The 24,729-nt window shown below is 50.1% G+C and carries 23 protein-coding genes; 7 read left to right on the forward strand and 16 right to left on the reverse strand.

The window, feature by feature from the left end:
• Positions 1-124: 124 nt before the first annotated feature.
• The 7 genes from ABEW73_RS12040 to ABEW73_RS12070 form a co-directional block, all read right to left on the reverse strand.
• Positions 125-802 (reverse strand): hypothetical protein, encoded by a 678-nt coding sequence (locus tag ABEW73_RS12040; RefSeq protein ID WP_430170735.1) that lies wholly within the window; start codon positions 800-802, stop codon positions 125-127.
• A 183-nt stretch (positions 803-985) separates the two neighbouring features.
• Complete coding sequence (locus tag ABEW73_RS12045) at positions 986-1,306, reverse strand: winged helix-turn-helix transcriptional regulator (RefSeq protein ID WP_076320841.1); 321 nt, start codon at positions 1,304-1,306, stop codon at positions 986-988.
• 147 nt (positions 1,307-1,453) lie between these two features.
• On the reverse strand, positions 1,454-2,122 hold the full coding sequence (locus ABEW73_RS12050) for a uracil-DNA glycosylase (protein ID WP_430170736.1): 669 nt from the start codon (positions 2,120-2,122) through the stop codon (positions 1,454-1,456).
• Between the two features lie 177 nt (positions 2,123-2,299).
• The gene (locus ABEW73_RS12055; protein WP_430170738.1) at positions 2,300-3,022 is read right to left on the reverse strand and encodes a ThuA domain-containing protein; all 723 of its coding nucleotides are present in this window, start codon (positions 3,020-3,022) and stop codon (positions 2,300-2,302) included.
• A 43-nt stretch (positions 3,023-3,065) separates the two neighbouring features.
• Positions 3,066-4,034 (reverse strand): sugar phosphate isomerase/epimerase family protein, encoded by a 969-nt coding sequence (locus ABEW73_RS12060; RefSeq protein WP_430170740.1) that lies wholly within the window; start codon positions 4,032-4,034, stop codon positions 3,066-3,068.
• A 44-nt stretch (positions 4,035-4,078) separates the two neighbouring features.
• Complete coding sequence (locus ABEW73_RS12065) at positions 4,079-5,164, reverse strand: Gfo/Idh/MocA family protein (RefSeq protein ID WP_430170741.1); 1,086 nt, start codon at positions 5,162-5,164, stop codon at positions 4,079-4,081.
• A gap of 171 nt (positions 5,165-5,335) precedes the next feature.
• Positions 5,336-6,436 (reverse strand): Gfo/Idh/MocA family protein, encoded by a 1,101-nt coding sequence (locus ABEW73_RS12070; RefSeq protein ID WP_430170743.1) that lies wholly within the window; start codon positions 6,434-6,436, stop codon positions 5,336-5,338.
• Positions 6,437-6,576: 140 nt separating this feature from the next.
• Between ABEW73_RS12070 and ABEW73_RS12075 the strand changes: the two genes are divergently transcribed.
• Positions 6,577-7,395, forward strand: a complete 819-nt coding sequence (locus tag ABEW73_RS12075) for an AraC family transcriptional regulator (protein WP_098742920.1) — start codon at positions 6,577-6,579, stop codon at positions 7,393-7,395.
• Positions 7,396-7,496: 101 nt separating this feature from the next.
• On the opposite strand, the gene ABEW73_RS12080 is transcribed toward ABEW73_RS12075, so the two are convergent.
• Complete coding sequence (locus tag ABEW73_RS12080; RefSeq protein WP_076320834.1) at positions 7,497-7,811, reverse strand: hypothetical protein; 315 nt, start codon at positions 7,809-7,811, stop codon at positions 7,497-7,499.
• A 94-nt stretch (positions 7,812-7,905) separates the two neighbouring features.
• Entirely contained in the window at positions 7,906-8,607 is a 702-nt protein-coding gene (locus ABEW73_RS12085; RefSeq protein ID WP_098742919.1) for a TerC family protein, read from the reverse strand.
• Positions 8,608-9,011: 404 nt separating this feature from the next.
• Here ABEW73_RS12085 and ABEW73_RS12090 point away from each other — a divergent pair, with 404 nt between their 5' ends.
• The 3 genes from ABEW73_RS12090 to ABEW73_RS12100 all read left to right on the forward strand — a co-directional run bounded on the left by ABEW73_RS12090 (position 9,012) and on the right by ABEW73_RS12100 (position 10,998).
• Positions 9,012-9,623, forward strand: coding sequence for a TVP38/TMEM64 family protein (locus ABEW73_RS12090; protein ID WP_430170746.1), 612 nt, complete (start codon positions 9,012-9,014; stop codon positions 9,621-9,623).
• A gap of 91 nt (positions 9,624-9,714) precedes the next feature.
• Positions 9,715-10,680, forward strand: coding sequence for a peptide-methionine (S)-S-oxide reductase MsrA (gene msrA, locus ABEW73_RS12095; RefSeq protein ID WP_430170747.1), 966 nt, complete (start codon positions 9,715-9,717; stop codon positions 10,678-10,680).
• 135 nt (positions 10,681-10,815) lie between these two features.
• Positions 10,816-10,998 (forward strand): hypothetical protein, encoded by a 183-nt coding sequence (locus tag ABEW73_RS12100; protein WP_076320830.1) that lies wholly within the window; start codon positions 10,816-10,818, stop codon positions 10,996-10,998.
• A 68-nt stretch (positions 10,999-11,066) separates the two neighbouring features.
• Here the strand turns inward: ABEW73_RS12100 and ABEW73_RS12105 are convergent, their stop codons facing one another.
• Positions 11,067-11,759: a YitT family protein gene (locus ABEW73_RS12105; protein ID WP_430170749.1), complete on the reverse strand. Its 693-nt coding sequence runs from the start codon at positions 11,757-11,759 to the stop codon at positions 11,067-11,069.
• A gap of 488 nt (positions 11,760-12,247) precedes the next feature.
• On the opposite strand from ABEW73_RS12105, the gene hmpA reads away from it, so the two are divergent.
• Complete coding sequence (hmpA, locus tag ABEW73_RS12110; protein WP_430170750.1) at positions 12,248-13,453, forward strand: NO-inducible flavohemoprotein; 1,206 nt, start codon at positions 12,248-12,250, stop codon at positions 13,451-13,453.
• Positions 13,454-13,642: 189 nt separating this feature from the next.
• Here the strand turns inward: hmpA and ABEW73_RS12115 are convergent, their stop codons facing one another.
• The gene (locus ABEW73_RS12115; protein WP_430170752.1) at positions 13,643-14,152 is read right to left on the reverse strand and encodes a Crp/Fnr family transcriptional regulator; all 510 of its coding nucleotides are present in this window, start codon (positions 14,150-14,152) and stop codon (positions 13,643-13,645) included.
• A 180-nt stretch (positions 14,153-14,332) separates the two neighbouring features.
• On the opposite strand from ABEW73_RS12115, the gene ABEW73_RS12120 reads away from it, so the two are divergent.
• Together ABEW73_RS12120 and ABEW73_RS12125 are read left to right on the forward strand one after the other, a co-directional pair.
• Positions 14,333-14,719 carry a hypothetical protein gene (locus ABEW73_RS12120; protein WP_430170754.1) on the forward strand — a complete coding sequence of 129 codons (387 nt, stop codon included), beginning with the start codon at positions 14,333-14,335 and terminating at the stop codon, positions 14,717-14,719.
• A 29-nt stretch (positions 14,720-14,748) separates the two neighbouring features.
• Positions 14,749-16,896, forward strand: a complete 2,148-nt coding sequence (locus ABEW73_RS12125; protein ID WP_430170755.1) for a YhgE/Pip family protein — start codon at positions 14,749-14,751, stop codon at positions 16,894-16,896.
• A 130-nt stretch (positions 16,897-17,026) separates the two neighbouring features.
• Here ABEW73_RS12125 and ABEW73_RS12130 read toward each other — a convergent pair whose 3' ends face one another.
• Genes ABEW73_RS12130 through ABEW73_RS12150 form a run of 5 tightly spaced genes read right to left on the reverse strand, consistent with a single transcriptional unit; the run spans position 17,027 to position 24,628 of the window.
• Entirely contained in the window at positions 17,027-18,115 is a 1,089-nt protein-coding gene (locus ABEW73_RS12130; protein ID WP_430170756.1) for a glycosyl hydrolase family 18 protein, read from the reverse strand.
• Between the two features lie 29 nt (positions 18,116-18,144).
• Positions 18,145-19,902, reverse strand: coding sequence for a polysaccharide deacetylase family protein (locus ABEW73_RS12135; RefSeq protein WP_430170757.1), 1,758 nt, complete (start codon positions 19,900-19,902; stop codon positions 18,145-18,147).
• A gap of 32 nt (positions 19,903-19,934) precedes the next feature.
• Entirely contained in the window at positions 19,935-21,806 is a 1,872-nt protein-coding gene (locus ABEW73_RS12140) for a glycosyltransferase family 2 protein (protein WP_430170758.1), read from the reverse strand.
• A 19-nt stretch (positions 21,807-21,825) separates the two neighbouring features.
• Positions 21,826-23,139, reverse strand: coding sequence for a nucleotide sugar dehydrogenase (locus tag ABEW73_RS12145; protein WP_430170760.1), 1,314 nt, complete (start codon positions 23,137-23,139; stop codon positions 21,826-21,828).
• A 1-nt stretch (position 23,140) separates the two neighbouring features.
• The gene (locus ABEW73_RS12150) at positions 23,141-24,628 is read right to left on the reverse strand and encodes a polysaccharide deacetylase family protein (protein WP_430170762.1); all 1,488 of its coding nucleotides are present in this window, start codon (positions 24,626-24,628) and stop codon (positions 23,141-23,143) included.
• Positions 24,629-24,729: the final 101 nt, after the last annotated feature.

Genomic DNA, 24,729 nt, shown 5'->3' on the forward strand with positions numbered 1-24,729 from the left:
CATAAATTATATCGTCTGATCGCATTAATTTTTGTGATATATTTCACATAAATCATTAAAATTTTAAACAAAAATACCAAATAACCCTGTCCGCATCGAACAAGGTTACGAGGAGGCATGCTCTCTATATAATCTCGGCTTCCATAAAGGCTCGTTCACCGCTAGGAACTTTCAAATAAGGGCGAATTCCGGCAAATCCCTTCGCGTCCAGGTTCACCCCGGTCATCCAGTTCCCCTCCAATAAGCCTCGATCCGATTGCATAATGACGGCAGGTGCCTGGATATGCTCCTGATACAGAACGATGTCCGCCTGAATAGTCTTAAAGGCTTTTCCTTGTTCCACCAACGGTACGGCGCTGATATACGTAGGCGCAAAATAATTTGCGATCACATCCAGCTCTTCCCCGTCAAAAAACGGCTCGCTGCCAAGGAAGGGATGCAGCATTACGATTTTCTCATAGAGTGACCAGATGATCATCTGCAGAAATCTACCCGTTCGTCCTATATTCTGCCCGGTGGACACATGAAATCGATCGGTTTCATAACCAATGAACTTCCATCCGCCGGGGGCTTTGACCCATTTTTGAAATATATCAACAGCATCGGCACCGCTATGGCTAACGGATTCAGCAGATTCCGGGCTTGTTCCAGACACAGCTAACCACAGGGAATCCGGCACATACTGGCTCAGCATCCGCTTGGTCTTCTCAAAAATATGAAGCACTTTTAATGAAGCGTTTTCAAGTTCTGAGATGTCCTCTTGTCCATAATGGAAACGGGAGATATACGTTCGCTTGGTCATGGGCTCGCCTCCTTCATATGCCGCTCTCGGTATTTACATCATATAGCAGCTGCGTCCGCTTGGTGCATGTCCACCTATTCTTGCCGTAAAGAAACAGGCATCATACTTCCATTTAGAAAAAAAACCCTGAAATGAGGATGTCTCATGCCAGGGTTTAATCATCAAGGGGAATCTTAAGATGACTCATCTTTCGACCCATTGTTCTGCCCAGAATGAAATTTGTTCCATCACCGGACGAAGTGCCTTGCCTTTTTCAGTCAGTTCATATTCAATACGTACCGGTGTTTCCGGATAAACATGACGAATCAAAATGCCTTCGCATTCCAAATCCTTCATCCGCTCGGAGAGCATTTTGTCGCTCATGGACGGAATCAAATTCGAAATATCCTTAAAGCGCTTCGGCCCGCTCATCAACGTTTGAATAATCAAACCGTTCCACCGTTTGCCCAGAAAAGAAAATGCAGATTCAAAACGGGGACACATCGTAACATTTGTAACTTCCATATCCCTTCACCTCTTTACGAAGTCACCTTGTTTATAGAAATTCATAAGCTTCATCAAAAATCTAGAAAACTTACGAATTGTAAGTATGTTTCATTTTAGCACATTTCCGAGAAACTGAAAACCACCTAGCCCCTTTTTCCCATAAAATCAGCGCTTATCCCATAATATACGAGCCAAAATATCCAAATCTTCCTCGATCCAAGTGGTTAATTTCCTATTATACAGTACGGCCGCAGGATGGAATAGAGGGAATATCTTATAGGTTTCCGCCGAGAACATATAACCCCTATCTGGATTTTCCGGATCAGCTGCTTGCTGGACCGGCCCCTCCATCAGTTTGCCGTGCAGCGATGTCACCGTTTCATGGCTTCCGATTAAACGGTGCAGCGCCGTATTTCCCATGGGTGCGATAATGTGCGGACGGACCCATCGGATCTCTTCATCAAGCAAAGGCGCATGGGCCAATATTTCCGCCTTCGTTGGTGTGCGATTGGAACGGCTGATGACACTCTCGCCCGTGGACCTTACAATTACCTTTTCTTTATAAGGCCTGCTTCTCATGGCACTGGTAATATACACTTGCTCCCGGGTCAGGTTCAGGCGTTCCAGGTAGGCATTCATCTCTTGTCCGGCCTGCCCTACAAAAGGTAAGCCTTCCAGAACTTCATGGGCGCCGGGTGCTTCCCCAATAAACATAATTTTGGCGAAGCGGACTCCTCTCCCCAGCAAGAAGCCCTCAACGGATTGATGGGCAAGCTTGGCCTGGCATATGGCGATGGTTGCGGGATCTACAGGTGCGCTTTGTACTTCACTCATGTGTACAGCCCCCCTTCTTGTATATCATACAATACCCCATACTTTGGTATATTCTATCCCTAGACGGCAAAAATATTTCCGTGAACCTTCACCGCTAACGATAAAAACGAGCCGCTCAAGGACTACACCCTGAACGACTCGTAGACTCATTGCTTCTTAAAAAACGCTGCTCATAGCTTAGACTAAAACGGGAAGCGCACGAACCGGCTGACTGTTGCCAAAGGTTTGCTTGCCTGCCGTGGAATAAGCCCAGTTAATCGCATTGGTGATCACTTTCAGCACTTCGGGGTTGTAGTAGGTTGGATAGGTCTCATGCCCCGGACGGAAGTAGAAAATGTTCCCATGACCGCGCTTGAACGTGCAACCGCTGCGGAATACTTCGCCGCCTTCAAAATTGCTGACAAATACCAGCTCATCTGGGGCTGGAATATCGAAGAATTCCCCGTACATTTCCTCGTGCTCGATGATGATCGGACCTGTAATTCCCGCCGCGATCGGATGTGTTGGATTCACGCTCCAAATAATTTCCTGTTCCCCTGCTTCGCGCCATTTCAAATCGCAGCTCGTACCCATTAACGCTTTGAACGGCTTGGAAAAATGTCCGGAATGAAGAACGATCAGCCCCATCCCATCCTGTACGCGTTTAACGACCTTGCTTACGATTTCATCATGAACCTGGTCATGGGCCATATGCCCCCACCACAACAGCACATCGGTTGAATCCAGTACATCGTCCGTCAATCCATGCTCCGGCTGATCGAGCGTTGCCGTTCTGATGACGAAATCCGGATTTTGCAGACCCTCCGCCAAAGCTGTATGAATCCCTGTCGGGTAAACGCTCCGAACCTCGTCATGGATTTTCTCGTGTACGAATTCATTCCAAATGGTTACGTTAAGCATGTTGCTGTTCCCCCTAATTGCTTATTCGGCTTACTCTACGCTGTTAGACCCACCACATGTCCCCAAGCGGCTCTTCGATCAGCACTTGCTGAAGGTTTTGCACCGCTTTGGAGAAGCCTTCTTCGATGGACATCAATCCATCTTCATGTTCAATACTTACGACATAATCATATCCAACCAGACGAAGGGCACTCATCATATCCGCCCATTCCTTCACATCATGTCCATAGCCTACGCTGCGGAACTGCCAAGCGCGATCGAGCATGTTGGCATAAGACTGCATATCGGTCAGACCGTGCTTGTTCACGTTGATCGGGTCAATGCTTGTATCCTTCGCATGGAAATGGTGGATTGCCCCTTCACGGCCCAAAATTTGAATCGCTTGTACAGGATCAATCCCTTGCCACCACATATGGCTCGGATCCAGGTTGGCCCCAATCACTTCGCCTGCAGCTTCACGCAAGCGGAGCAGCGTGCCTGGCGTATGAACGGAGAAGCCACCGTGCAATTCGAGGCCGATTTTGACATTGCGGTCTGCAGCAAATTTACCCCACTCGGTCCAGTAAGGAATGACTTTGTTATCCCACTGCCAAGTCAGAATCTCTTGGTAGTCGTTAGGCCAAGGCGCAACGGGCCAGTTCGGGTATTTGGCATCCTCATGGTCGCCTGGGCAGCCGGAGAATGTGTTAACGACAGGTACTTCAAGCTTCTCGGCAAGTTCTACGGTTTTTACGTATGTGTCATGAAACTCTTTCGCGATTGCTTTTTGCGGATGAAGCGGATTGCCGTGGCAGCTCAATGCGCTAATCATCAACCCACGGGATTCCACCGCATTTTTGAAGTTTTTCAGCGCGGTTTCATTCTCCAGCAGCTCGACCGGGTTGCAATGCGCATTTCCCGGATAACCGCCGGTTCCGATCTCAACCGCTTTAAGCCCCTTGGATGCCACATAGTCCAAAGCATCCTCCAATTTACGTCCGCTCAGCAATACCATAAATACGCCTAATTTCATTGTATACCTCCTGGTTTATCTTAATATTAGTAATGTTGTAAGATTTAGTTATCGAAATAAACCGCTTTTCCGGTCTTCGCCGATTCATAGATCGCTTCCAGAATTTGCGTTACAACAAACGCTTGCTCCGGCTTAACCACTGGATCCTTATCCTCAATAATGGCTTCCAGCCACATTCTGGCTTCGCGGTCCGCATCATTTTCCTTGGAACCGGAATAGAACGCGACGCCACCAGCATTCAAATCCACATGGGTTTCATACAATCTGCTCATTTTCTCGCCGTTAATACGCAAACCGTCCTTCATGTCAGCTCCGCCTTCCGTACCCGCAAGGACGGCTTTGGCTTCGCCCGTCTCAACGACGTTAAGAGCCCAGCTGGATTCCAGAATAATCGTTGCGCCGTTCTCCATCGTGATGAACCCGAATGCCGAATCCTCTACCTTGAACTCCTTCGGATCCCAAGGACCGAACGCATTCGCCGCATTCTCGCGTTGACCCAGTTTATGGAACGTGGATCCAAGCACGCTCTTCGGCTTGTAGTTGTCCATCAACCACAATGTTAAGTCCAGTGCATGGGTACCGATATCGATCAACGGACCTCCGCCTTGCTTCTCTTCGTCAAGGAATACGCCCCAGGTCGGAACGGCACGGCGGCGAACTGCCAGCGCTTTACCGTAGTAGATCTCGCCCAGCTCGCCTTCCTCACAGACCTCTTTCAGATACATGCTATCATCCCGGAAACGGTTATTATAACCGATGGTAAGTTTTTTTCCTGTACGTTTAGCGGCGTCCAGCATGGCTTTGGCTTCGGAAACGGTTTTCGCCATTGGCTTTTCGCACATGACATGCTTGCCTGCTTCCAAAGATGCAACCGTAATCTCGGAGTGCGAATCGTTCGGCGTACACACATGAATGACATCGATGCTGCCGTCTTGCAGCAATTCTCTGAAATCCGTGTATACTTTTGCGCCTTCAACCCCGTATTCGGTTGCCGCCTTCTGTGCGCGCTCTTCCACGATGTCGCAAAAAGCTACCAATTCGGCCTGCGCCTGCTTCTTCAAGCTCGGCATATGCTTGCCATTGGCGATTCCCCCGCAACCGATAATTCCGATCTTCAATGTTTTCGACATGTCCATTTCCTCCCCATAGGCATTTGATCATTATGGAAACTCTCCAAATATTAGTGCAACGCTTTCATGCGGATCCTTGCCAAGAATTCATCATCCTGTCAGATCCGTCAGAAGCTGGTTTGCATGTCGTTCATAACCAGTGTACAAGAATATGAACCGGGCTGCCAGTCGCTACTCCGCCATGTTTGCCTGCTGCGGCGCCGGAAGTTTGCCGTAACGGTATGTGCTTTGCAGGACGATATGTCTGCCCTCCAGCGAAGACTGCTGGAACGACTGCATAATTTCCAGCACGTGGTATGCCAGACGGGCACTGACGCGATGGTCCTTCTGCTCATGAATCGATTGGATCATATCGTTGATACCGAGCCCCCGCTCGTTCTTCCCGCATTCAAATGCAGGGTCAAGCAGCTCCCATTCATCAGAGCCGTGCTTCCGGAGCTTCACTTCGCCGTTAAAAAAGTTCGGATCCCCGAGACTCAGGCTTCCCTGCGTGCCATAGATTTCCATCCAAGGCAGATTCGATCCGCCAAAGATATCAAAACTAGTAATCATGGTTGCAATGGCACCGTTCTCAAAATCCAGCGTCCCTGCCAAATGCGTTGGGGTCTGAACCGTAATCGGTTGTCCTTGGCGCGGGCCAGAGCTGATGGCGCGGTCTGGAATCTGGATGCCTGTGGATGCGCTGATCCGGCTTGCAGGACCAAGCAGTTCTATCAGGGCCGATACATAATAAGGACCCATATCCATCATTGGACCTCCACCCGACGTGTAAAAAAATTCAGGATTGGGATGCCAAGCTTCCGGTCCTGAACCCATCATAAACGCCGTTGCGGCAACAGGTCTGCCGATCAGCCCGGATTCAATAGCGGCTTTAGCCGTCTGTACGCCGGAGCCCAAAAACGTATCGGGTGCGCAGCCGACGCGAAGTCCTTTTTGATCTGCCATATTTAGCACACGGCGAGCTTCATCAAGGGTAATCGCCAGCGGCTTTTCACTGTACACATGCTTCCCTGCTTCCAGGGAGGCGATATCCACATTGGCGTGGCTGGCCGGAATGGTCAGATTAATAATAAACTCAATGTCAGTCAGTGCAAGCATCTCCTGGACGGTATACACGTTCGGGATGTTGAACTCTTCGGCCTTTTTCTTTGCGTTGTCCGGAATAAGGTCAGCACATGCCACGACTTCAACCCAAGGGCTGTTCTTTAAGTTCGTGAAGTATACGCCGCTGATGGTTCCGCAGCCAATTATACCTGCTTTCATTTTTTTCATCGCTGTCACTCCTTGAGTGTTTAGATGTGCTCGGACTAGTACAATGGTATTCTTTTATGCTTTCGTTTAAAATGAAGAATATGATTAAAACATGAACAATCTGGTCATTATTTTCTTATTCTTCAAAGGGGACTTTAGCAATGGATTCAAATCTTTCCAACCAAGTCGTAGCAGCGGATTTCTCATTTCATCGTAAACCTTTCAAGATGTCCCTGGCTGACGGATTCGATACCTACTTGATGCGATGGCAGACCGACGGCAAATGCCGTGCCAAAATTGATGACAAGCTGTCACTCGTTGAGGCAGGGGATCTGTTAATCTTCACGCCAGGACAACCTTATGAACTACGAATAGATGACGAATATAACGCTTTGGGTGAGTTAACCATCGAAAGCGGAGATTACCATATTTTCTTTAAGGGGCCATGGGCTGATGCGTGGTGGAATTCCAAGAAACGCCCAACCAAAATTCGGGTTCCACTGGAAGAGCGTTACCTGAGTCTGTTTCGGCAAATTCTGCTGGAGCAGCGTCGTGTATCGGATCCTTATCCGGAGATTTCGGATTACACGGTACGGATTCTGTGCCTCGAAGTGGACCGCCTGTTATCGGAGCAGCCATCGACCACGCCCAAGACGTATTTAGCTTACCGCATGAAAAATTACATTGAAGAGAATGCCTCCTCGATGTTCAAGCTGGAGGATGTCGCGGCCCATGTCGGCATTAGTGTCTCCCGGGCAGTCCATCTGTTCAAAGAAGCGTTTGGCACCACCATCATGCAATACACCATGGACGTTCGCCTGAGCATGGCCAAGGAACGAATTGTGTTCAGCCCTCTATCGCTGGAGGATGTCGCCGAAACGTCCGGCTTTGCCAATTATACTTATTTTCACCGCGTTTTTCGCTCCCGATTCGGCGTTTCGCCTAAACAATTCCGCATGGCCAGCCGAACGTCAAATTGAGCCGTGTCATCTGTGCGATAAAAAAGCGGGTCGACCAAGGTTTTTCCTTGTTCGACCCGCTTCTTTCTTGGATCACATGTAAGTATGCCATGATTCGACATTTACTTCTTATCAGGGCCTAGCGTGGCCGCTGCCTCGGCTACAACGATAGCCAAGTCTTCATTTCCGAATAACGACAGGACACCAAGCAGTGTCTGATCCGGTATTTCACCAGCTTCTTCCTTGGGCACCGTTAATTCCAGCACCCGTGCCAGCCGCTCATTGTCCGGTTGATTCGGATATGCCTTACGGTACAGTTCCGCTGGGTCCAGTCCGTGATTCACACACCACTGGGCAAACACGAGGATCATCATATCCTCGTCCTGGCGGTACGACTCCGCAATCCGTTCTTCTACGGATTTTTCCGTAAATTCCATGTATTACCCCTCCTCATGCGAAAAGGGCTTTGGGCGCTCTCTTCGTTCATGAAGACATTATACCGTTTACTTTGAGCTAAAGACAAAGTCTAATCTAGTCGACCATCTTTACCTGTACCGGGTTGCTCTTCGCTTTTTGATCATTCTTCTTCTTCATCCAAGTTCCAAGACTGATGATGATGGCGATAACGAGAATTTCAAAACCGTACTTCAGAACGCCATTGGCAAACCAGCTGTGAATCATCGGCTCTTCCACAATCATCTTCGATGCGGTCCAGGCTAACACCGCAGCACCGATCGTGATGATGATTGGAAAGCGATCCGTCAACTTCAGGATAATGGTACTGCCCCACACCATAATTGGAACCGAAATCGCAAGTCCGATAATAACCAGCATGAAGCTTTCCCCAGCAGCGCCAGCTACAGCAAGCACGTTATCCAGTCCCATCATCGCGTCCGCAATAATAATCGTACGGATTGCCGCCCACATCTGGTTGCCAGCGGAAATTTCATGCTGCTTCTCATCCACTATCAACTTGTAGGCAATCCACAACAGAGCAAACCCACCGATCAAGCGTAAGCCAGGGATCATTAAGAGCTGTACAACGAGGAGGGTGGCCACGATACGAATGATAATCGCACCGACGGTGCCCCACAAGATGACCTTCTTCTGATCCGCTTTCTGGACATTACGAGCGGCAAGCCCGATAACAATCGCGTTATCGCCTGCCAACACAAGGTCAATGAGGACAATCGATAGCAGCGCCGTCCAAAATTCCATCGACATCAAATCCATGCTTCTCCCATCCTTTCTTCATGTTCTTTAGATTAACCTACCGATGTCCTCCATCCAAAAAAAAACGCTGTTGCCTTAGTTAATAAGGTCTACAGCGTTTTTTGGGCGCAAAAATAGACCTCCACCTCATTCATAAATAAATCAGGCAAAGGTCTGGCTAAACAACATAATCGTTGCCAATAAAGCCGGGGATGGTTAGTCCCGTAATGACGACTTTACTTTCGAAGCTACTCCCCTTTGGGAACTATTCGGTTGGACATATTATAACATATGAAAAATCGCTTGTATATTCAATTTTTTCCACCCTAGATCAGATGCTTAGCTGTCCGAAATGTGGGCAGCATTCCTGTTTTTTTGCTATCATGGTGCTATTCTGGTTGACTTTCGCAAAGTGAGGTTTCTTCATGAAGAGATGGATCATACCCGCAATTTATACAACAGCACTGACGCTGGCTTTTGCATACAGACAAGAAATCATAGACTGGCTGGGAGGAAATCCCCCACTCTACCTAATGATCCTGCTGGCAACCCTGCTTGCCCTATTTCCCGTTGCCCCTTACAAAGTCATCATCGCCATTCTCGGGTATGCATATGGCACCGTCTGGGCTGCGGCCATTTCGTGGTTTGGAACCACGATAGCGGCCGTCATCCTGTATGCGGCTGTACGATCCTTGTACCAAGAGCCCGGCAGGCGGTTGCTCAGCAAATACGCAGCTATCCACACGTTCACAGCCGTGGTGGAAAGGCGCCCCTTTCAATCGATCCTGCTCGCGCGCTTACTGCCCATCATACCGCAAATGGCCGTCAATATTTATGCAGGCGTCGCCTCCATTCCATTCTGGACGTACACAACCGCTTCGGCCATCGGCAAAATCCCCGCGATTCTCCTGTATGCTTGGCTAGGCAGCGGGTTTGCCGATCATCCGCTTCTCTTTGCGAGTATCGCGGGCGGACTCATGCTAGTTACCGCTTTATGCCTGGCCGCTATCCGGTGGTATAAAGGGAGACCGAATTAAATGGAGCATTGTTTTGGTTTCCCTGACCAAAATGATTATAATATAGAGTAAGACTTACAATTAGATTGTTATAACGATGGAGGGATAATAGATGAATAATCGTTCAACCCCAAGTGAATTGGCTACCTTTGCGGGAGGCTGCTTTTGGTGTATGGTCTCTCCTTTTGATGAGCTGCCGGGCATTCTGAAGGTCGTTTCCGGCTATACGGGCGGCCATAAGGAAAATCCGACCTATGAAGAGGTATGCTCTGATACAACGGGTCATTACGAGGCCGTTCAAATCACATATAACCCGGAAGTGTTCCCTTATGAAAAGCTGCTTGAGCTCTTCTGGCAGCAAATCGATCCTACGGATGAGGGCGGACAATTCCATGATCGGGGGACATCCTACCGGACCGCTATTTTTTACCATACGGAGGAGCAGCGCAAGCTTGCGGAACAATCCAAAGTAGAAGTAGCTGCCAGCGGACGATTCGACGGGCCGATCGTAACACCCATCATACCAGCCAGCACTTTCTATGAAGCTGAAGAATACCATCAGGATTATCACAAGAAAAATCCGAGCCATTACAAACGCTATCGCAAAGGCTCAGGACGCGAGGATTTCATTGAGCAGCACTGGTCGGATTCGGTAGATCCCGCCGAGCTTAAACACCGCCTGACACCGATCCAATATGAAGTGACCCAGAATAACGCAACCGAGCCTCCGTTCCACAATGAGTTCTGGGACCATCACGGGGAAGGCATTTACGTGGACATCGTATCCGGCGAGCCGCTCTTCAGCTCCACGGACAAATATGATGCCGGCTGCGGTTGGCCGAGCTTCACCCGTCCGATTCGCGAATACAACATCAAGGAAAAAATGGATCTCACCCATATGATGGTCCGTACTGAGGTAAGAAGCAAAAAAGGAGACTCGCACCTCGGCCATGTATTTGACGATGGTCCTGGACCGAACGGACTTCGTTACTGCATCAATTCCGCGGCACTGCGGTTTGTACCGAAGGAAGAGATGCAAAAGGAAGGTTATGGCGAGTATTTGCAGCTGTTTGAATAAATCGAAGTACCCAAGTACATTGTCCTTCAGGGGGCAGTGTACTTTTTTTGTGCCATTGAACCCGCTTATTCAATTTGGTTCCACGGGGTAATATACAATACATACGAATAACAGTTGAACTGGAGGGATTGCAACATGCCTTGGAACAAACATGATTATCCGCCATCCATGAAAAATCTGGAGCCGCGGGTGAGGAATAAAGCCGTGGAAATTGCCAATGCCCTGCTGGAGGAAGATTACGACGAAGGACGTGCCATCGCTATCGCCACCGCCAAGGCACAGGAATGGGATGAGAATCATCCCAAAGACGAGGAGTAACATAACAACATAGATATACGAAAGAAGCTCACCCTGCATGCGGGTGAGCTTCTCTTAGTTGGACCGTATTATGAACGGCCGCTAACGGTAGGCTGCGCTGTCTTCGGAGTAACCGGAGTGCTTGGGGTACGGACCGCCTTCCGAATCGGTTTCTTTTCCGTTTTCTCGGTACCGTAAGTCACGGTGATGGTGATCACTTGTCCGGCAATCGATACGGCTAATATAGTATATAAGGTTTCAACCAATGGCATGTAGAATAGCGATAATAGCAGAACTACGGCATCCATCAGGAAAAACACCGTCCCTACCTTAAGCCCGCTCCACTCGCTAAACAGCACGGAGATCACGTCGTCACCGCCTGTAGCCCCGCCATAGCGAAGCACGATACCTGCGCCAAAGCCCGTCAATAAACCGGACAGCAGCGCGGCTGCCAGCAAGTTATGATTCAGATCGATCACAAGCGTGGAATACCGCTCGATCAATGCGTAGAACAACGTGAACATGCTCGCCGCAACAACGGTATTGATAATGAACTTCCGACCTTTGATAAACAAGGCAATCAGCAGAACCGGTATGTCCATCAGGACCATACTCAATGCGGGCGGAATATCAAGCGCATACTTGCCAAGCAGCGCAAGGCCGACAAAGCCGCCTTCGGTTAAATGATTATGAAAATTAATGTGATAATACGTAAAAGCCATTAAAAACGTTCCGAACAACATCGCCGACATCGTGATAATTGTGTTTTGTCTTTTCCTCATACAGGATCCCTCTTGTCGTAGTAGATTGGTCAGACATAGGCCAATCTCTACTTAGAGGCAACCTGGAGGAGTTCATCCTTCGAACCATAGTTCCCATCCTTTCGTAAGAGACCGTCCTAGTCTTATGACGTCCGACTTCGCTCTACGAAAGAAGCTATGTGTATGAGAGATCATAACGTTTCCAAATCGTCCTTTGGGGATTCGTCCTTCGGGGACACATGGTATCCTGATCCTTTCTCGTTTTAGTTAACTGCTAATATTATTATAACACAGTTGGCACCCAAGCTAAACAGCTGGCTAGAATGAACTGGAATATATATATGGAATATGTAAAAAAACTCGCTTTAAGAACTCCCCTCCATATAAATATCGCTGTTCTGTTCACACATTCGCTAAATCCGATGTGACCAAAATCACAAATGCCCTTTTTTCCCTTGTCTATACTTAAATTGAACACGAATTCGACTTATGAATCAGGGGGAGTCCACATGTTAAGCCAGCATACGATTGAAGTCGTTAAATCGACCGTTCCTGTTCTTGAAACTCATGGAACGGCAATCACGACTGCATTTTACCAAAAATTATTTCATCATCATCCGGAGCTTCTTAACATATTCAACCATGCGAATCAACGAGAAGGAAAACAGCCCTTTGCCCTTGCCAATGCCGTGTACGCCGCCGCAGCCCATATCGACCGTCTTGAAGCGATCGTGCCGGTTGTTAAGCAGATCGGACACAAGCACCGGGCATTAAACATTTTGCCCGAGCATTATCCAATCGTCGGCGAAACACTGCTCGCCGCCATGAAGGAAGTGCTGGGAGATGCCGCAACACCCGAAATTATCGAGGCCTGGGGCGAAGCTTATGGCGCCATTGCCGATGTCTTCATCGGCATTGAAGCAGATATGTACCAACAAGCCGCGAACGAGACCGGCGGTTGGAGCGGATACCGTAATTTCGTGATTGACCGGAAGGTGGAAGAAAGCTCTGTCATCACTTCCTTTTATCTGGTCCCACAAGATGGCGGTGAGATTTCCGCTTATGAACCCGGTCAATACATTACGCTCCGGGTAAAACCTGAAGGTGAAACCTATTATCATAATCGTCATTACAGTCTCTCGTCCGCACCGGGTCAGCCTTACTACAGAATAACGGTCAAGCGTGAGGATGGGTTAGGAGGAAAACCTGCCGGCATCGTCTCCACTTGGCTGCACGGTCATGCCGAGGTTGGGACCGTTCTCGAGGTCACGGCTCCGGCCGGTACATTTACCCTGGATACGGACAGCGAGCTTCCGCTTGCCTTGATCAGCGGCGGCGTCGGTTTGACCCCGATGGTGGCTATGCTGGAATCCGTGCTGCTGAATCAACCTGGCCGGAAAGTAACCTTTATCCATGCGGCCAAGTGCGGTAGTCAGCATGCGATGAAGTCTCATATCGATGCACTCGCCTCCAAGCATCCGCAGCTAACCTCTTACGTCATTTATGAACAGCCGGAATCCGAGGATCAGTGCCATCAAGCAGGCTATATTGATCTTGATTTCCTTCGCAAAACCGTCGATGCCGAAGCCGACTTCTACTTCTGCGGTCCGGTTCCGTTCATGCGTGCCGTAAACAGTCAACTGAAATCCATGGAGGTACCTTCAGACCGGATTCATTATGAATTCTTTGGCCCGGCAGGTACATTGGAAGATTAATTAACCATATTTCAGAATCAAACCTAATCGAAGGGTGCCTGTCTTGCATAAAGACAGGCACCCTTTTTGGATTGAACATGTTTGCTATTAACGATTATTCTGCGAAGAAGTGAACCTTTTGTTAGTTCTGGTCGTGAGCATTTTCTAAACCTATGTATCCCGGTGTTCATATCGTCCGCAAATTTCGGGCTAGCCGTGCTTGCCCTGTTCCCGCAGCAGCCGGTTCACCGTTTCTCTCCTTACACCGATCAGTTGCCCGATCTCTTCCTGAGTCAGATACTCGGTCAAGTGTGTTCCCTCTGAATACTCATCCAGCCACTTGATCAGCAGTTCAAGCCGCTCCGCAGGTCCTCCCACCGTCAAGTGATCGAGCCTCATCTGCATGAACCGAACCTTTTCCTGCAGCAATCTGGCGACCTCGAGCGGTTTCTCCGGATCCTCCTTGAGCTGGCGGTACCACGCTTCAGCCGATATGACCTCCACTTCGCTCTGGATCAGAGCGATCGCCGTTCCATGTGTCTCCTTCGGGCTGATCAACGAATGATGCGGCACCGTTTCACCGGGATATAAAATATTGAAAAGCACCATATTGCCGTTCGGATGAAGACGGGTCACCTTGAACAATCCGCTCCGGATGTGATATAGATGGTCCCCGCTATCCCCTTGCCTGAACAATATTTCGCCTTTATGAAGAATCATTCATGAATCGCCTCCTGATAATGCAGTTATCAGGAGTGTAAACGATATGCCGCCATGAATCCACTGGGATCAATAAACAATTGCCAATATTTAATGGTTGCACGTCGTATATTGTTGGCATACCATGTGTATGATAGAACATATGTTCTTGTTTATTTCATGTCTTAGGATGTGTCTCTTATGATGAAGCCTTCCACGCCTCCTCCGCCTTCACTAGAAGATGAAGCCCTGATCCGAGATTATCTGCTGCATCACTTCATTCAGTCTGTTCTCGAGCGGGATATTCAAATTCTCAAGACCCTTACACTCAAAATGGCTGGCCTCTATATCTTAAATCTGCAGCTTATTAAAAAGGAAGATTCGGATCATGCCTGGATCATGCAGCAGCAGATGAGGCGGCGCGGCATCCGGATTCATAGCCAGAGCCGTACAGCCGCGGAAGGGCTGCAAGTTCAGTATTTGTGCCGTGGATATGAATGCACTCTACTCTGCGAATGGCATTCACTGAAGGAAGAGATAAAGGATCGGCTCGTTTCGTATCTTGGCACGGATTTTGCGGCATACTAGCACCAACTACGTACAAGACAGGAGCGCTCATGAAGAATATCTTCCACATATATTCTGGCGATATCCATAGAATCATCCGTAATTGGGCTGCAGGCGTCATCATAACCGGGCTAGCTATTCTTCCTTCCCTGTATGCCTGGTTTAACATTGAGGCCTCTTGGGATCCCTATGGCCAGACCTCCGGTGTATCTATTGCCGTTGCCAACCTGGATAAAGGCACCACTCTTCGCGACCAGCCCATTAACCTGGGAAAGGAAATCGTGGAGTCCCTCCATCACAATGAGAAGCTGGGGTGGCGGTTTACGGAGGATAGTGAGAACGCCATTCAGGGTGTACGGCACGGTGATGATTATGCCGCCATCATTATTCCGGAGAACTTCTCTGCCCGGATCGGTACCGTGCTGACCAATGAGCCTGTCAAAGCTCAGATCCTCTATTATACAAACGAGAAAATCAACGCCATTGCTCCCAAAGTGACGGCCAAGGGCGCATCCGGTGTTGTAGAGGAAATCAGCAAAAATTTCATCAAAACCGCCAATGGCACCATCTTCGAGATTTTCAACACGCTTGGGATTGAAATCGAGAACCAGCTCCCGGCAATCAATAAAGTACGAAATCTTTTGTTCCGGCTCGAAAAAAGCTTTCCGGAGCTCAATGAAGCGGTGGGCACAGCCGCAAAGGATATTAAGCTGGCCAACCGATTGGTTCAGCAAGCCGGCACCGCCCTGCCTCGCCTTGAAGGGATTGCCACGGACGGTAAGGCCATGGCCGGTGCGCTGGCGGAGTTCGCGAATCAGGCCGCCGGTGCCTCGAAATCGCTGGAGCCTGCTCTGCGTCAGGACTTGGAGGTACTGGCAGCAACCACGGGAGCACTCTCGCAAGTGCTGGACGCTCTAGGACAAGCCGACATCGACCCGAAGGAGCTTGCCAGCCGCCTGAACGCTGCGCAGGAACGCGCAAAGACAGCAGCGCAAGCCGCTACCCGGCTGGGTCAATTGTTCAAGCGCCTGGGCTCGATCTCCCCGGCGGCAGCTTCCGGGGCGGCTAAGCTTGAGGATATTGCCGCACGATGGACCTCAGCCCAAGCCGTGCTCCAAACCATAGCCCAAGCCGTGGAACGGGGCGAAGAAACACCTGCAGATGCCATCGATAAGCTGAAGAAGCTAAACGATGACATTACGGGACTGACCAACACGCTGTTAAGCCGCTACGATACGGAGATCGGTCCAGCCATAAGCAAAGGCTTCACCAAGGGCGCAGGCACGGCCAAGCGTGTTCAGCAGGAGCTGACCCAGGCGCTTGCCAGCGTTCCCGATATTCAGCATTTGCTCGAAGATGCCCGAAAAGGGCTCAGGGTAGGCGGCGAAGAAGTGCAGCTTGCCCAAAGCCGTCTGCCGGAGGCCGAGCTTCGAATCACGCAGCTGGCGAATCGGCTGCGTGAGATGGAAGCTGCAGGGGATATCCAAGAGGTTATCGATTTGCTTCAAAATAATTTCGAGCTCGAAAGCCAGTTTTTTGCCGAGCCTGTTACGCTGGAAGAGAATCGACTCTACCCTATCCCGAACTACGGGTCCGCCATGTCTCCCTTCTTCACGACGCTATCCTTGTGGGTAGGTGCCCTCCTGCTTGTTTCCCTGCTCTCCGTTGAGGTTCATGATGAAGAGAGAAGCTTCCGCAGCATCGAGGTTTACTTCGGACGCTATTTAACCTTTTTGACCATTGCCCTGTTCCAAGCGCTATTCGTTACCCTGGGTGATATCTATTTGCTGGGAACCTATGTGGTGAATCCGGGGTGGTTCATCCTGTTTGCACTGCTAATCAGCACCATCTTCATGCTGATTGTATATACGCTGGTGTCCGTATTCGGTAATGTCGGAAAAGCGATGGCCATCGTACTGCTCGTGCTGCAGCTTGCAGGCGCAGGGGGAACGTTTCCGATCCAGATGACACCGCCGTTCTTCCAGGCATTGCATCCGTATCTGCCATTCACCTACGCCATTAGCATGATGCGGGAAGCCGTTGGCGGCATTCTATGGGATATTGTCATCCGGGATGTCCTGTTCATGCTGATCTTCGCGGCAATTGCGCTGATGATCGGGATTGCACTCAAGAAGCCGATCAACCGGGCCAGCGGCGGTCTCGTCCGCAAAGCGAAAGCCTCGAAGCTCATCCATTAACCCAGCCTCCCTTCGGTCCGTATACTCGCACAAAAAGACGGTTTGACTACAACATGAGTCATTCCTTACGCAAAAGGACACCCCAAGCAGCTTCTTGGAGCCATGGGATGTCCTTACTTTTTGTATAAATTCACTTATGTTGGGATTGCTGATGATATGCCTTCAACTGTTTCAACGTATCTTCTTCCATATCCCCTAGCCGCCAGATTGCAATCTTCGCAATACCCGAGTCTCTCGCCGTATCCATCCAGCCGGCAATGGTCATTCCATCCGCATACCATACGGTATGGCCAATGCCTTGATCGTCCGTATATTCAAAATATAAGGCACCGCTTGACGGATCCCGCTTCGGATCTTCCGAGATGGAATGCGCCAGCTCCGCCGCACGCTTTTCCGTTAAAGAGACAACCTTGCCGTTATTCGCCCAGTCAAACCCGCCAACCGACAGCGCGATGGCATGGTCTCCCGGTATCCCGTGCAGTTTGTCTGCCAGCTTCCCTATCATGGCGTGATCCGCCTTCGGCCCCGGTCCGCTATGCCCTCCGTACAAGTTATATGCCATCAGGACATAATCCGGACCTGCCGGCAACAACTCAAAGGATGACTGGGAGATCCCCGGTTCCAGCACGATTCGAAGAGAGAAACCCTCCGCTTGTAAACGTTCATACAGCTCCTTGTACAGAGCGGAAAGATTCGCCCCATCTTCCTTGCGTACCTTTTCGTAATCCAGTTCCACACCGCTAAAGCCATGCTGGGATACCACAGCCAGAATATGCCCGATATGCAGGCTGCGGCTTTCCGGAGTAGCCACGATCCGGGAGATGAGCTCAGGATCCTTCTGGTCCGCCGTCCCATCCGTATCAAAGCGATCGTTTACGATGGTCAGGACACGGCGAAGCTGCTTCCCTTTCCGGGAAATCTCCAGAAACTCAGGCAGCCCCTCCCGAAAATCCGAAGTAAAATGGAGTTCATCTTTATGATTGAAGTAAGCCGCAAAAAAATGAATTTCTTCAAGTTCACTCCCAAGCTGCTCCAGATCCGTAATGCCCGTCCTCCACTGCCAATCCGTAATCCAGGCAGACAGCTTCACTCCCGTTTGCGGTAACTGAACCTGCATTGCTTTCTCCTGCTCTTCGGTGCGCAGCCACCAGAAGAAGACAGCTGCACACAAAGCCATCAGTACCCCAGCTCCTGCCCAGTTCCTCCTGCGATTCTTCATTCTTGTTCACGTCCTACGCCATCCGAATTTTAAAAAGTCTCCACAGCCCAGTCAACCGCCCGGCTCAAACTTCTCTGCACGCCTGTCAGGACACCGGTCAGTCCGGACGGCTTATTCGTAAACAGCAGCTTCCGATCACCGTCCGCAAGCTCAGATGTTATGGTGACATCTTCAAAAATAGCGTCATAAATATCATCTTTCTCGTTCTGCTCGTGATATTGCGATTCAAACGCCACGCCCCCTGTACCAATCGATGCATCCACAGGCTGCTGATCCAGAATCAACTGTTGATCAACACTCACGGACAGGGAATGGCCTTTCACCGAAATCTCCAGCCAACGGTTGCCAAGGATGTTGACCGGATACTCATTCTCATCATCCCGCTCTCCGGACTGCGTCTGCTCCTTGGTATATACCGATGCCTTATCGAATTGCAGGTCCTCTTCCCCCCACTCGACTTTCGGCAAGATATAGGTGAACAGCTCCTCGGGTGCTTGACCCGCTCTCTTCTGTTCTACCACCACGTGATTGTTCTCCAGAAGAAGCCTTAAGTAAGAGCCCTTCGCCCGGTCGTAACGGACATAGATGGACTGCCGTCCTACCACATTACCGAGCGCCTTCGCCGAGACGGTTATGTCAGACTCTTCGCTGCCCTTCAAATAAACGATCCCTGCCTGGGCCGGAGGCGATGTGACTACGAAACGGTTATCCGCAAATTCAGCCGCTCCGCCAAGCAGCTCCCACTTATCAGCCTGCTGCTTGTCCCCTCGCACAAACTGCATAGGTTGTCCTTGGTCCTTGTGCAGCTTCATCAACAGGTGATTGGTAGACCAGTAGGGAGCGGGCTGGACCCGAGTCAGATTATAAAGATCGCTATCCTTCGAGTTGAAGGCCATTCCTTCCCGGTTGAAATTCATCCCAAACAACTGCCGAATCTGCTCCGTATTGGCATTGGCTACAAGCTGATTCATGCCTCCGCCCAACGCATTGGCGTGCATGATCATATACGTGCCTGGAACGTAACCAAGACTTTTCGTGTATACCTGATTCATCGCTTCATAGTCCGCTTGGATCCGTTCTTCCATCTCCGCGCGGTTCTCGAGCGGAATCATATTCTCATCACGTATGAAATCCATCAAATAGTGGTTGTAATACTCCACGTTGGATTTGCTGGTCAGTTCACTTTCGTCCTTAACGCCGATATAACGGCCTTCATGATCAAAAATATTAATATAAGTCAGCCGGTTGCCGTTGGTACCAAGCTCCCAATAGCCGGTGCGGGTCATCTTCAGCATATCCTTCGGCTGCAGAAATTTCCGTTCACTGTTGCCCATTTTGTTGGCATAAGACAGGAAGGTAGCCTTATAATTGTATTTCTCCAGCAGCGGCTGCGCAAACAGCGCAGAGTCATTCCGTCCGTCTTCAAAGGACAGGTACAGCGCTTTATCCGGCAGCTTCTTGCCATGACGATAATAATCCATAATATCTTGCTGCGAAATCGTAGTGTAGCCCTGTTCATATAAAGCCCTCAGCTGGGCGTCCAGCTGGCTCTTGGATACGAGCTTGGATGTCCCGGTGCGGCCAACTCCAAAATAGGATAGCGCAATAAAGCCCTGTTCCTGACGCCAGGCTGATTTTTCCGGCTCCTTATAGGTGCGAAAATCGAAAATCGCATTCGCCAACAGGACGACAACTACGGCCAATACAACGACCTGTGCCGTAACCTTGATCACTTTGCGGCGATTTTTTCGCTGAACATTGAGGGCTGCATTTTGTTTTTTACCCATTTGTCATCCTCACTTCAACCGCTTTGACACGATCAGAACGGTAATCCGAATTTTTTGCCTTTGCGCTTGCGTGCTTCCTTCTTCTCTCTCGCTTCAATATCCTGCGGCGTTTCCCGGGTCCCCCATGTCGACTTCCAGAAGGTAAACCAGGCCACCGGCATCTGCCACAACAGAACAAATTCATAGAACAGACAGAACACGAAGCCGAACACCCAGAGCCTGCTCTTGCGAAACAGCAGGTGGGCAAGACTCATCAGCAGCGCCATCAGCAGCAAGCCCATCAGGAAGGTCCCTGGGAAAATGCCATGAACGATCGGCACGTATATCAAGTTATAGGCAACCACGACAGGCGCGGCAATCGGCACGATCAGGCCTATGTAGAAAAACAATGCCATAAACGGCTCTTTACGCCAAATAAAACTACCGGCTCGCAGCGACTCGCGCAGCCAGGAGCGCTTCCAGCGCATCTGCTGCTTCAGGAATACCTTCATCTGTGAAGGGACAATCGTTGAGCATATGGCAGAATCCTGGTAACCGGTACGATGTGTTTTCAAAATAAAGTTTGTCATGCTTCGGTCGTCCCCGAAGGTGGCGGGTCTGCCCAGAAATTTCTGGTTCAGCCAGGCGTCCGCATGCTGCATGATCAGCTCTTTCCGATAGCAGGATAACGGGCCCGACAGACAGGTCACGCTGTCAAACCATGACTCCGCCGCTTTCATGATCCGAAACGCAATATAATAACGGACCGTCTGCAGCTTCGTCATGTTATTGGTATATTTGTTCTCTACGTCCGTCCGGCCGGCAACGCCGCCCATCTTAGGGTCCTGAAAAGGCTGAACGAGGTGGCGAATCGCCGTCGGGTCCAAAAAGCTGTCGGAGTCCACGAAGACCACCAGATCATGCTTCGCCATCTCCACACCTTTGACAAGGGCGACCCGCTTGCCCGCATTCTCCGGCAGCACCGTATAGGACAAGCGTTCGCGGGTAGCGTAACGCTCCGCCTCGGAATGAATCACTTCGATCATATCCTTGATCTGCTGTACCGATTGGTCTGTCGATCGGTCATCCACGACAATGACCTCCAGCTTATCTACCGGATAGTCCTGATTAATACAGCTGAGAATCGTACGTTTAATCCAATCCGCTTCATTGAAGCAGGGGATGATAATCGAAACTCCCGGTGTATAATCCGGATTGATCGGCACATCGCGATACAACGCCCCGAACAGGTAGCGTGTCAACAGAAACAGAGCTGCGATTAAGCTGTACAAATACAGCACCATGTTGTATTTGAAGTAAATAATGCTCTCGGCCCGCATCAGCATGATGAAGAGCACCGCCATGAACATCAACGCGCTGGCAGAATACACGGAATAGCCCCACCGTTTACGCTGAAAGTATTCTGTCAGCGGCTTCTCAAATTCTAAGGCCAGCATATGTTCTTCACCGGATTCTGCCAAATTCGTAGCTAGGCGAACGACGCTTGCATCCATCCTTACGGCCGATTCGAAACCCTCGGGCATAGAGCCTGGCGGGATACGGAATCGGGCCTTCACTGTGTCGCCCACTTCAAGACCTGAAGCGGCATCCGGCAGCCTGAGCAGCAGGCCTGTGGCCGAAATATCGGCAGCCTGTCCCTTAATTCCGGCTTTTTTCTTTTTCCCCTTGGGAACGATCCATACTTCAAATTCTGCTTCATAACGCAAGCTGAGCATGCGCAGCTTATTCAAATATTCAGAGCTGGACACATCATCCCCGGGCTGCTGTGCTCGGTTGCCTCTTCGGTCCGCGTTCAAACGAATCTGCTCCGGATCGGGTACATAGGAAAGAGTACGTCTATCTGTACGCGGAACCGCAAGAACTTCCTTGGTGATCTTCGGTTGCTTTCTTTTTATAATCCTCATTGCTTTCTCCCATCGTTATCTACAAACTCCAATAATGAAAGCCATTCGCTTCATATTCGGTTTTTGGATAAACTCCCTTCACGTCGATTAGAAGCTTCGCCTCTTCAGAGCTAAAGATGTCCTTGAATTCGGCAACCCCAAGCTGCTTGAACTCCCGGTGAGCAACGGCGACAACCGCAATCTGGATGTTTCTCAGTTCACTCATGTCCGACAGCTCGATACCATATTCCTCATATGCCTGATGCCGGTCCACGTGCGGGTCCGCCACCATCGGCTGGATCCCGTAGTCCTGCAGCTCCCAGATAATATCGATAACCTTGGAGTTGCGGATATCCCGGCAGTCCTCCTTAAAGGCCAGACCCATTACCGCCACCCTCGCCCTCATCAGATCAATACCGTGGCGAACCGCAAGTTTAATGACATGCTGGGCGATGTATTTCCCCATTCCGTCATTGATATGCCGACCGGCCAAAATAATCTTGGAATGATATCCCGTATCCTCGGCTTTATACGTCAGATAATAAGGATCAATTCCGATGCAATGTCCACCAACGAGTCCCGGCCGGAACGGGAGGAAATTCCACTTCGTTTCCGCTGCCCGCAGCACGGCATTCGTATCGATATCCATCTGGTTGAACAGCATGGAAAGCTCGTTCATGAAGGCGATATTGATATCGCGCTGGGCATTCTCGATGACCTTGGCCGCTTCCGCCACCCGGATGCTTTCCGCCCGGTGGACGCCCGCATCAATGATCAGCTCATATAGACTGGCAACCGTCTCCAGCGCCTCCGGGTCATTACCGGACACAATTTTCACGATAGTCTCGAGCCGGTGCACCTGGTCTCCGGGATTGATCCGTTCCGGGGAATAGCCCACCTTGAAATCCTCGCCCAGGCGCAGGCCGGACTCCTCTTCGAGAATCGGAATGCACACTTCCTCCGTAACGCCCGGATATACCGTTGACTCATACACAACAACCGCTCCCCGGGTCAATGCGCGGCCGACCAACCGGCTGGCATTGCGCACGAATTTCAGGTCCGGAACATTTCCGCTTTTCACGGGTGTCGGAACGGCCACTATAAAGCAGCGAGCCTCCTTAAGCTTGTCCGGATCCGAAGTGAAGGCAGCCGTGCAGTTCGTAAGCAAAGCATCTCCGATCTCACCAGTAGCATCGAATCCGCTGCGATACTGCTGCACCTTGGCCTCGCTCAGATCGAAGCCGATGACATCCAGCTTTCTTGAGAATGCGACCGCCAGCGGCAGGCCTACATATCCAAGACCGACGACCGCCAGTCTGTCTACGCGGTCCAGCATGTTTTCATATAATTCCATCTTATTCCATCTCCATTGCGGCTTTGTCCTGCAGCTGCATCATGTCCGCCATTTTTACAAACGTATATCCTTTATTCTTCAGCCCTTCCAGTACCCTTGGCAGAGCTTCAATGGTATGAATGTCATCCAGCATATGCAGCAAAATGACGCTTCCCCGTTGTGTCTTGGTCATTACCCCGTTCACAATATCGTCGGCACTATTGGAAACATCCCAATCCAGCGTCGTCACATCATACATCGCAATGACCGGGTAACCGGTAGCCGCCAGCGCTTTGGCCCGTTCATCATCAACCACACCGGTCGGCGGACGAAACAGCATGACAGGCTGCTGTTGTATGGCCTCCGTAATGACCTGGTGGGCCTTGACGACATCCTTCTGCAGCTCTTCGGGCGTTAGCGATGTCACGACGGGATGACTGTAGGAATGATTAGCCACATCATGTCCGCCTTCCACCATCGCCCGCGCCAAATTCGGGTTGCTTTCCACTCCTTTGGCCCGCAGGAAGAAGGTGGCTTTCACGTCATGCTCCGCCAAAATATCAAGGATGCGGGTAACCGTTTTGTCACTACCGAAATCATCAAACGTCAGGGCAATTTCTTTTTTGTTGGTATTGACTTTATAAACCAGTTCATATTTCGCCTGTTCATAATCCGGGTTCATTCTCGCAGCGTCGTATCCCGGAATTAACTCGAGCGGTTTTCGCTCGCCGCCATTTCGCACCAGCTCATCCAGCGTGACCAATCGATATCCGATATCGTCCACGGCCTGGGCGATGTATTTAATAGAAGATATCACTTCCGGATTGACGTCGGTATTCATGGAAATAATGCCGCCTCTGGAGATGAACCTGGTCACATACTCTCCAATCTCTTCAGCACTCTGCATGTTGCGGTCCTTAGGATTGATGTTATAACTTACAACAGCCTTCATCCCGAGATGCGCGGCTGCCAGTGGCACTTCTTCCGGGTAATCGCCGGAGCGTGTCCGAACATAGCGGGGCTGGACGCCCGTTTCCCGCTCAATGACATCGTTCGCAAGCTTGATCTCCTTATAGATCTGATCGTAATCAAGCTGATTCATATCGAGCTGATTGAGCGTATTGTTCTCAATTTCATGACCTCTGGACAAAATGGCATCCGCGATGTCCGGCTCCTCTGCCACTCGGATGCCCGGAAGAAAGAAGGTCGCCTTGATGCCGTACGCATCCAGCTCATCGATCAGTGCCATCATGGTCGCTTTATCGCCCATGCCGTTAAAGGTAAGCGCCAATTCCTTCCTGGCCGTATAAACAAACGGGATTTCCCTGCTCTTCTCCCCCGTATACCGTTCCACTTTTTGAACAGTCGCTGTCGAACCGCCCGCTTCATCGCCGGGAGCTTGCTTACCTCCAAAAAGACCGCAACCACCCAATAACGCCAGGGTTAACAACAGTCCGGTCATTCTCGTAAGGATGTATAACTTTCGGGTTTTACTAGAATCTCTTTTCATCTGGATACTCCTTTTACATTTCAAACAGGGTTTTTATTATAGCCCTTCCTGAATAAACCAATAGAATATAACACCAACGTATCATAATTGCTATAACCTTT

The sequence above is a fragment of the Paenibacillus lautus genome, from assembly GCF_050482385.1.
GTDB lineage: Bacteria > Bacillota > Bacilli > Paenibacillales > Paenibacillaceae > Paenibacillus_AQ > Paenibacillus_AQ lautus_B.

What these genes read in the sequence shown, in the direction of transcription:
- ABEW73_RS12040 (WP_430170735.1), bottom strand. Translation starts at nt 802, where the DNA reads ATGACCAAGCGAACGTATATCTCCCGTTTCCATTATGGACAAGAGGAC.
- ABEW73_RS12045 (WP_076320841.1), bottom strand. Translation starts at nt 1,306, where the DNA reads ATGGAAGTTACAAATGTTACGATGTGTCCCCGTTTTGAATCTGCATTT.
- ABEW73_RS12050 (WP_430170736.1), bottom strand. Translation starts at nt 2,122, where the DNA reads ATGAGTGAAGTACAAAGCGCACCTGTAGATCCCGCAACCATCGCCATA.
- ABEW73_RS12055 (WP_430170738.1), bottom strand. Translation starts at nt 3,022, where the DNA reads ATGCTTAACGTAACCATTTGGAATGAATTCGTACACGAGAAAATCCAT.
- ABEW73_RS12060 (WP_430170740.1), bottom strand. Translation starts at nt 4,034, where the DNA reads ATGAAATTAGGCGTATTTATGGTATTGCTGAGCGGACGTAAATTGGAG.
- ABEW73_RS12065 (WP_430170741.1), bottom strand. Translation starts at nt 5,164, where the DNA reads ATGTCGAAAACATTGAAGATCGGAATTATCGGTTGCGGGGGAATCGCC.
- ABEW73_RS12070 (WP_430170743.1), bottom strand. Translation starts at nt 6,436, where the DNA reads ATGAAAAAAATGAAAGCAGGTATAATTGGCTGCGGAACCATCAGCGGC.
- ABEW73_RS12075 (WP_098742920.1), top strand. Translation starts at nt 6,577, where the DNA reads ATGGATTCAAATCTTTCCAACCAAGTCGTAGCAGCGGATTTCTCATTT.
- ABEW73_RS12080 (WP_076320834.1), bottom strand. Translation starts at nt 7,811, where the DNA reads ATGGAATTTACGGAAAAATCCGTAGAAGAACGGATTGCGGAGTCGTAC.
- ABEW73_RS12085 (WP_098742919.1), bottom strand. Translation starts at nt 8,607, where the DNA reads ATGGATTTGATGTCGATGGAATTTTGGACGGCGCTGCTATCGATTGTC.
- ABEW73_RS12090 (WP_430170746.1), top strand. Translation starts at nt 9,012, where the DNA reads ATGAAGAGATGGATCATACCCGCAATTTATACAACAGCACTGACGCTG.
- msrA (WP_430170747.1), top strand. Translation starts at nt 9,715, where the DNA reads ATGAATAATCGTTCAACCCCAAGTGAATTGGCTACCTTTGCGGGAGGC.
- ABEW73_RS12100 (WP_076320830.1), top strand. Translation starts at nt 10,816, where the DNA reads ATGCCTTGGAACAAACATGATTATCCGCCATCCATGAAAAATCTGGAG.
- ABEW73_RS12105 (WP_430170749.1), bottom strand. Translation starts at nt 11,759, where the DNA reads ATGAGGAAAAGACAAAACACAATTATCACGATGTCGGCGATGTTGTTC.
- hmpA (WP_430170750.1), top strand. Translation starts at nt 12,248, where the DNA reads ATGTTAAGCCAGCATACGATTGAAGTCGTTAAATCGACCGTTCCTGTT.
- ABEW73_RS12115 (WP_430170752.1), bottom strand. Translation starts at nt 14,152, where the DNA reads ATGATTCTTCATAAAGGCGAAATATTGTTCAGGCAAGGGGATAGCGGG.
- ABEW73_RS12120 (WP_430170754.1), top strand. Translation starts at nt 14,333, where the DNA reads ATGATGAAGCCTTCCACGCCTCCTCCGCCTTCACTAGAAGATGAAGCC.
- ABEW73_RS12125 (WP_430170755.1), top strand. Translation starts at nt 14,749, where the DNA reads ATGAAGAATATCTTCCACATATATTCTGGCGATATCCATAGAATCATC.
- ABEW73_RS12130 (WP_430170756.1), bottom strand. Translation starts at nt 18,115, where the DNA reads ATGAAGAATCGCAGGAGGAACTGGGCAGGAGCTGGGGTACTGATGGCT.
- ABEW73_RS12135 (WP_430170757.1), bottom strand. Translation starts at nt 19,902, where the DNA reads ATGGGTAAAAAACAAAATGCAGCCCTCAATGTTCAGCGAAAAAATCGC.
- ABEW73_RS12140 (WP_430170758.1), bottom strand. Translation starts at nt 21,806, where the DNA reads ATGAGGATTATAAAAAGAAAGCAACCGAAGATCACCAAGGAAGTTCTT.
- ABEW73_RS12145 (WP_430170760.1), bottom strand. Translation starts at nt 23,139, where the DNA reads ATGGAATTATATGAAAACATGCTGGACCGCGTAGACAGACTGGCGGTC.
- ABEW73_RS12150 (WP_430170762.1), bottom strand. Translation starts at nt 24,628, where the DNA reads ATGAAAAGAGATTCTAGTAAAACCCGAAAGTTATACATCCTTACGAGA.